Here is a 1,981-nt window from a genome sequence, read left to right as displayed (position 1 = left end):
GGAGGGGGTCCCGCGCAGCCTGCGCAGCGACCAGACGACGTCCTCGGCGGTGACCGGCGAGCCGTCGTGGAAGGTCGCGCCCTCGGCGATCGTGAAGCGCCACCGCTTCAGGTCGTCGCTGGGCTCCCAGGCGCTGGCCAGGCGCGGGGCCACGTTGGGAGAGGCGCCGGGGACGGTCAGCGCGTCGTGGACCAGGGCGAGGATGAGGTAGTCGCTCTCGTTGGCCTGGACGCCGTGCGGGTCGCGGGTGATCGAGGACGCCTTGCCGAGCGCGCCCACCCGCAGGACCCCGCCGCGCACGGGTCCCGCCGCCACGGAGCCGGAGCCCGAGGGCGCGGGGGTGGAGGAGGCGGGGGCACCCGACGGGGAGGACCCGCACGCGGCCAGGAGCAGGCCGGCTCCCACTCCCGCGCCGGTCCCGAACAGCTGCCGCCTCGTCAAACTCACGACCATCCCACTTCCGCGTCCGCGATTCAAGGTAAGGTATGCCTATCCTAAAGCTAAAGCCATGGCAAATGGGGAGTAAAGGTGTTTCACGAGAGCCGGAAGCTTGCGGCGCTTGCGCTGCCCCTGGCCCTCACCCAGCTCGCCCAGGTTGCGCTGACGACCACCGACACGGTGATGATGGGCCTGCTCGGCACCGAGGCGCTCGCCGCCGGCGGCCTGGCGATCGTGCTGTTCAACCAGCTCAGGACCATGGGTGTGGGGCTGGTGACGGGTCTGGGCAACCAGGTGGCCGCGGCGGCCGCGCGCGGCGGCCGGCGGTCGGAGCTGCGTGACCTCGTACGGGCGGGCATGGCGCTGGCCACGCTCGCCGGGGTGGCGGGCGCGCTGCTCATGGTGGGTCTGGGGCACCTGCTCGCCTGGCTCGGCCAGGACCCCCGGGTGATCGAGCTCGCCCGGCCGATGCTGCTGGCCCTCGCGCCCGGCCTGGTGCCGTGCCTGTGGTTCCAGGTGATCCGCCAGTTCACCGTCGGCATGCGGCGGCCCAAGGCACTGGTGTGGATCACGGTGGCGTCCATCGCCGTGAACGCCGGCCTCAACTGGACGCTCATCCAGCTGACCGGCCTCGCCGGGGTGGGGCTGGCGACCGCGCTGGTCTACCTGCTGTCCTTCCTGGCGCTCTACGCGATCACCCGGCGGGATCCGGTGCTCGCCCCGATGCTGGCCCTGGACGCCTGGCGGGTCCGCCCCGAACACCTGCGCGGGCTGACCCGGCTCGGCGTGCCGATCGCGGCGACCTACGGCTCCGAGGCCGGCTTCTTCTCGGTGGTCGCGCTGCTGATGGGCAGCTTCGGCGCCGCCGCGCTCGCCGCCCACACGGCCGTGAACCAGCTCGTCTACATCGTCTTCCAGGTGAGCGTCGGGCTGTCGCACGCCGCCTCGATCAGCGTCAGCGGACAGGTCGCGGTCGGCGAGTACGGCTCCGCCGCGCGGGTCGGCCGGACCGCGCTCGTCCACGGGGCCCTGGCCGTGACCGTCGTCGGCGCCGCCTACCTGTTCCTGCCCGGCGCCGTCCTGGGCCCCTTCCTGGACGGCGACCCCGCGGCGCTCGCCGTGGCCGCCGACCTCCTCGTGGTGGCCGCCGTGCTGCAGTATTTCGACAGCGCCCAGAACATCGGCGTCGGCCTGCTGCGCGGCCTCGACGACACCACGTCGGGCTTCCGGATGACCCTGAGCGTCCGCCCGGCACGCTCGCCGCGGCTCGTACACCGGATGGGGCGGCCTGGCCGCTGCGGTGGCGGCGGCCGCGGAGCACCCGGTTATCGACGTGGCGATCGCGCGCCCGGCTCTGGCCCGGGGCGGTGGCCGATGAGCCTTCCCGAGATCGCGTTCTGGGCGGCCGTGCTGGTCGTCCGCTTCTTCTTCCTTCGCCCTGGAGGCACCCGATGAGCACCGAGACCCCCGAGCAGACCCCCGTGAACTACCACCAGGCGAAGCGGGAGAAGATCGCCGCCGCCATCACCGCCTGGCAGGCCAC

General features: G+C 73.2%; 2 protein-coding genes. One reads left to right on the top strand and one right to left on the bottom strand.

The features are described from left to right. Window positions 1-447, bottom strand: a 447-nt coding sequence (locus ACWDS7_RS48185; protein WP_451934785.1) for an ABC transporter substrate-binding protein, incomplete at its 3' end; no start/stop codon positions are given. 81 nt (window positions 448-528) lie between these two features. On the opposite strand from ACWDS7_RS48185, the gene ACWDS7_RS48180 reads away from it, so the two are divergent. Beyond that, on the top strand, window positions 529-1,893 hold the full coding sequence (locus tag ACWDS7_RS48180) for an MATE family efflux transporter (protein WP_451934784.1): 1,365 nt from the start codon (window positions 529-531) through the stop codon (window positions 1,891-1,893). The last annotated feature ends 88 nt before the right edge of the window (window positions 1,894-1,981 follow it).

The sequence above is a fragment of the Streptosporangium sp. NPDC003464 genome, assembly GCF_053588315.1.
The sequence above is the reverse complement of the archived record's forward strand: the minus strand, read 5'-3'. Positions and strand labels throughout refer to the sequence as shown.